Raw genomic sequence first — 4517 nt, 5'->3', positions numbered from 1 at the left:
CCGCCGCTCCCCCGCCGACGGAGCCGGGCCGCCCGGCCATCGCCGCCGCCTGGGCCGAGGGCACCCGCCGCGGCCGGCGGGACGAACCCTCCCCCGCCCCTGACGAACCCGAGGCGACCCCCGCACACGACGCACACGACGAAGGACACTGACCGTGCGAGACACACACTCCAACAGCCTGGGCTGGCTGCTCGACCAGGAACTCGGCACCGTCGAAGGCGTGCGGTACGCCGTCCTCATGAGCAGCGACGGCCTCCTCAAGGCCCGGACCGAGACGATCGGTCAGGACGACGGGGAGAAGTTCGCCGCGCTGACCGCCGCGCTGCGGGCCGCGGGGAAGGCGTGGGACGAGTTCACCGGTGGCGACGGCATGCGCCAGTTGCTGATCGAGTCGGTGGGCTGCATCGGCCTGACGACCACCGCCGCGAAGAACACCATGCTGTCGGTGTGCACCACGGGCCCGGACGCCGATGTGGGGCTGATCTCCCACCACATGGTGCGGCTGGCCACCCGCGTCGGGCACGAGATGGCCACCGCGGAGCGACAGCCTGCCGTGGACGGCGGCTTCCGGGCATGACGGGGCCGCGGCGTGACCCGGACATGGTCAGGCCCTACGTCCGTACCGGCGGGCAGGTCAGGCCCCGTGCCGACGTGCGTCTGGAGAGCGTGCTCGTCGCCGCGACCGGCCCCACGGACACGCTGGGGCCGGACGCCCGCCGGGTGATGCGTCTGTTCACCGGCGCCCACGGCGGCCTGGCCGTCGCCGACATCGCCGCCGCGCTGGAGCTGCCGCCGTCGACGGTGCGGATCCTCGTGTCGTCGCTGATGGACTCCGGCCACCTGGCCGCTCCGGCCGCGGAGCCCGGCCACCAGCCCGACTTCGACCTGCTGCAGGAGGTGCTCCGTGGACTTCGCTCCATGGTCTGACCCGCCCGTCACCTACGTCCCGGCCTCGGTGACGCGGTCGGCCAAGATCGTGGTCGCGGGGGGTTTCGGCGTCGGCAAGACGACGTTCATCGGCAGCGTCTCCGAGGTGAAGCCCCTGCGGATGGAGGAGCCCATCACCCAGGCCAGCGTCGGGGTGGACGATCTGCGCGGTACTCCGCACAAGACGACGACCACCGTGGCCATGGACTTCGGCCGGATCCACATGGCGGGCGGCAGGATCGCCCTGTACCTGTTCGGACTGCCGGGGCAGGCCCGTTTCCAGCCGTTGTGGGAGGACCTCGCCGAGGGCGCGCTGGGCTGCCTCGTCCTGGCCGACACCCGCGAGCTCGACGCCTCCCACGACGCGCTCACCCTCCTGGACAACGCGGCCATCCCCTACGCCGTCGCCATCAACACCTTCCCCGGCGCCCCGTCCTACCCCGACGAGGAGGTGCGCCAGGCACTGGCCCTGGACGACGCGACGCCGCTGACGGCCTGCGACGCCCGGGACCGCACGTCCTCCCTGCACGCGCTGATCAAACTCACCGAATACCTCACCGAACGCCGGTCGGCCCAACCCCTGGAGACCCTCCGATGACGATGCCCTCCGCCGAGCCCGCCGAGCCCGGACCGGCGAGCCCGCCGGACCGGTACCCGCTGTACTCCCCCGAGTTCGCCGCCGACCCGCACGCCGGCTACCGGCGCATGCGGGACACGCACGGCCCGCTGGTCCCCGTCGACCTCGCGCCCGGGGTACCCGCGACCCTCGTGATCGGCTACTACCAGGCGCGCCGCATCCTCAACGACCCGCTGCACTTCCCCGCCGACCCCCGCGTCTGGGAGAAGACGGTCCCCGCGTCGTGCCCGGTGCGGCCGATGATGGAGTGGCGTCCCAACGCGCTGCGCTCGGGCGGCGCCGAACACGCCCGCTACCGGGGCGCGAACACCGCGGCGATCGACCAGGTCGACCAGCACGCGCTGCGCGCCCTGGTGGAGAAGGTGGCGGACGAGGCCATCGACCAGTTCCGCGCGCTGGGCGAGGCCGACCTGCTCACGCAATACTCCTTCCCCATCGCCTTCCGCGTCCTGAGCGCCCTGCTGGGCTGCCCGGACGAGATCGGCCGGCGCATCGCCGACGGCATGGCGAGGATCTTCGACGCCACGGACGCGGCGGAGGGCAACCGCATCCTGGCGCAGGCCGTCAGCGACCTGGTGACGCTGCGCCGGGAACACCCGGGCGACGACATCACCTCCCGCCTGGTCGGCCACCCGGCGCGGCTGACCGACGAGGAGATGGGCCATCAGCTCGTCACCCTCTACGGCGCGGGCATCGAACCGCTCACCAACCTGATCAGCAACACCGTCCTGAAGATCCTCACCGACGAGGACTTCTCCGCCGACCTGCACGCCGGCCTGTCCACGGTGCGCGACGCGCTGGACACCGTCCTCTACACCGACCCGCCGATGGCGAACTACTGCATCTCGTACCCGCCGTACCCGATCGACGTGGACGGGGTGCTCCTGCCGGCCCACCAGCCGGTGGTCATCTCCATGGCGGCCGCCAACAACGACCCCGCCCTCACCGACGGTGTGTCCGGGACCCGTCTCGCGGGCAACCGCGCCCATCTGGCGTGGAGCGTCGGACCGCACACCTGCCCCGCCCGCTCGCACGCCTACCTCATCGCGGAGACGGCCGTCGCCCACCTCCTCGACGCACTGCCGGAGACGGACCTCGGCCGTCCCGCCGCCGAACTCACCTGGCGCCCGGGCCCGTTCCACCGGGCCCTGGAATCCCTGCCCGTCACGTTCCCGCCCCACGCCTAGGAGCCCGGTCATGTCCCAGCAGACCCCCCTCGTCCTCGATCCCTCCGGCACCGACCACATAGCCGAGCAACGCGCCCTGCGCGCCCGCGGTGTGGCCACCAGGGTGGACGTCCTCGGGGTGGAGGCGTGGTCCGTCTCCGACCCCGTCCTGCTCAAACAGCTGCTCACCAGCGCCGACGTCTCCAAGGACGCCCGCGCGCACTGGCCCGGCTTCGAACAGGCCGTCAGCACCTGGCCGTTGGCCCTGTGGGTCGCGGTGGAGAACATGTTCACCGCGTACGGTCCGCAGCACCGCAAGCTGCGCCGGCTGGTCGCGCCGGCCTTCAGCTCCCGCCGAATAGCCGCCCTGCGGCCGGCGGTGGAGGAACTGGTGGACGCCATCGTCGACCGTCTCGCCGCGCTGCCGGCCGACCGCACCGTGGACCTGCGTCAGGAGCTGGCCTATCCGCTTCCCATCGCGGTGATCAGCCACCTGATGGGCGTACCGGAGAACCGCCGCCACGACTTCCGGGCCCAGGTCGACGGTGTCTTCGACACCACCCTGAACCCGGCCGAGGCGCAGGCCAACGCGGCGCTGCTGTACGAGCGTCTGGACCAGCTCATCGCCGAGAAGCGCACCGACCCCGGCGACGACATGACGTCCCTGCTGATCGCGGCCCGCGACGACGAGAGCGACGGCGCCCGGCTCTCCCACGACGAGCTGCGCGACACCCTGCTGCTGATGATCAGCGCCGGGTACGAGACCACGGTCAACGTCATAGACCAGGCGGTGTTCACCCTGCTGACCCGGCCCGGGCAGCTCGACCTCGTCCGCAAGGGCACGGTCACCTGGGACGACGTCGTCGAGGAGACCCTGCGTCACGAACCCGCCGTCAAGCACCTGCCGTTGCGGTTCGCGGTCACCGACATCCCGCTGCCCGACGGGCGGACCATCGCCCGCGGGGAGGCCATACTCGCCTCCTACGCGGCCGCCAACCGGCATCCCGACTGGCACGACGACGCCGACACCTTCGACGCGACCCGCACGGTCAAGGACCACATGGCCTTCGGCCACGGGGTGCACTTCTGCCTCGGTGCCCCCCTCGCCCGCATGGAGGTCACCCTCGCGCTGCAGCGCCTCTTCGACCGCTTCCCGGAGATCCGCCTGGCGGAACCGGCGGCCGACCTGCCCCCCGTCCCGTCCCTGATCAGCAACGGACACCAGCGCCTGCCGGTGCGTCTGCACGCGGGCTGAGCCCCCGGCACGGCCGGCGGCGGGGAGGGGTCCACCGCCGCCGGCCGTGTTCCGGCCGTTCTCCGGCCGTTCTCCGGCGGGGAACGATGCCGCCCCGGGTGAACCCCGGGCACCGGGCCCGCGTCCTCTGACGTGAACGACGGCCCACACGCGGGAGCGGGAATCTTGAGCGATCAGCACGCCGAAGGCACCGACGGCGGCACGGCACGCACGGATGACGCCGGGACCGGCTCCTTCGACCCGGGCGCCCCGTGGTGGGCGGACCTCGGCACCTGGGGGGCGGTCGCGCTGGTCGTCGTCGGCGGGGCCGCCGCGGGGTGGATGTTCCTCGGCCTGCCCGGCACACCGGACACCCCGGCGACCGGCTACCACCAGGTCGCCAAGGTGGTGGCCGTCGGGCTGGTGATCGCGGGCACGGGGCTGCTGGGGCGCCGCCGGGAGCGGGGTACGGCCCGGGGCGAGGCGGACACGGACGGGCCGGAGCGCGCCTGACGGACGCCGGCGCGGGGCACCTTCACCCGTCGCGGGCCGG

General features: G+C 72.9%; 6 protein-coding genes. All 6 read left to right on the top strand.

Going from position 1 to position 4517, the window contains the following annotated elements; translation table 11 throughout:
* Positions 1-154 precede the first annotated feature (154 nt).
* The 6 genes from G3I53_RS02035 to G3I53_RS02010 all read left to right on the top strand — a co-directional run bounded on the left by G3I53_RS02035 (position 155) and on the right by G3I53_RS02010 (position 4477).
* The gene (locus G3I53_RS02035; RefSeq protein WP_164332702.1) at positions 155-577 is read left to right on the top strand and encodes a roadblock/LC7 domain-containing protein; all 423 of its coding nucleotides are present in this window, start codon (positions 155-157) and stop codon (positions 575-577) included.
* Complete coding sequence (locus tag G3I53_RS02030; RefSeq protein WP_164332703.1) at positions 574-927, top strand: DUF742 domain-containing protein; 354 nt, start codon at positions 574-576, stop codon at positions 925-927. The genes G3I53_RS02035 and G3I53_RS02030 overlap by 4 nt, the downstream gene beginning before the upstream one ends.
* Positions 905-1525: an ATP/GTP-binding protein gene (locus G3I53_RS02025; RefSeq protein WP_164332704.1), complete on the top strand. Its 621-nt coding sequence runs from the start codon at positions 905-907 to the stop codon at positions 1523-1525. Before G3I53_RS02030 ends, G3I53_RS02025 begins: the two co-directional genes overlap by 23 nt.
* Complete coding sequence (locus G3I53_RS02020; protein ID WP_164332705.1) at positions 1522-2751, top strand: cytochrome P450; 1230 nt, start codon at positions 1522-1524, stop codon at positions 2749-2751. Before G3I53_RS02025 ends, G3I53_RS02020 begins: the two co-directional genes overlap by 4 nt.
* A 10-nt stretch (positions 2752-2761) precedes the next feature.
* A complete protein-coding gene (locus G3I53_RS02015; protein ID WP_164332706.1) occupies positions 2762-3985 on the top strand; it encodes a cytochrome P450 in 1224 nt (407 codons plus the stop codon).
* A 165-nt stretch (positions 3986-4150) separates the two neighbouring features.
* The gene (locus tag G3I53_RS02010) at positions 4151-4477 is read left to right on the top strand and encodes a hypothetical protein (protein ID WP_164332707.1); all 327 of its coding nucleotides are present in this window, start codon (positions 4151-4153) and stop codon (positions 4475-4477) included.
* The last annotated feature ends 40 nt before the right edge of the window (positions 4478-4517 follow it).

The organism is Streptomyces sp. SID14436 (assembly GCF_010548465.1).
Taxonomy (GTDB): Bacteria; Actinomycetota; Actinomycetes; order Streptomycetales; family Streptomycetaceae; genus Streptomyces.
Note: the sequence above shows the minus strand (reverse complement) of the source record. Positions and strands in the feature narration are given on the sequence as shown.

Excerpts from the sequence above, each read along its gene's own strand:
- G3I53_RS02020 (WP_164332705.1), top strand. The coding sequence starts at position 1,522 with ATGACGATGCCCTCCGCCGAGCCCGCCGAGCCCGGACCGGCGAGCCCG.
- G3I53_RS02030 (WP_164332703.1), top strand. The coding sequence starts at position 574 with ATGACGGGGCCGCGGCGTGACCCGGACATGGTCAGGCCCTACGTCCGT.
- G3I53_RS02015 (WP_164332706.1), top strand. The coding sequence starts at position 2,762 with ATGTCCCAGCAGACCCCCCTCGTCCTCGATCCCTCCGGCACCGACCAC.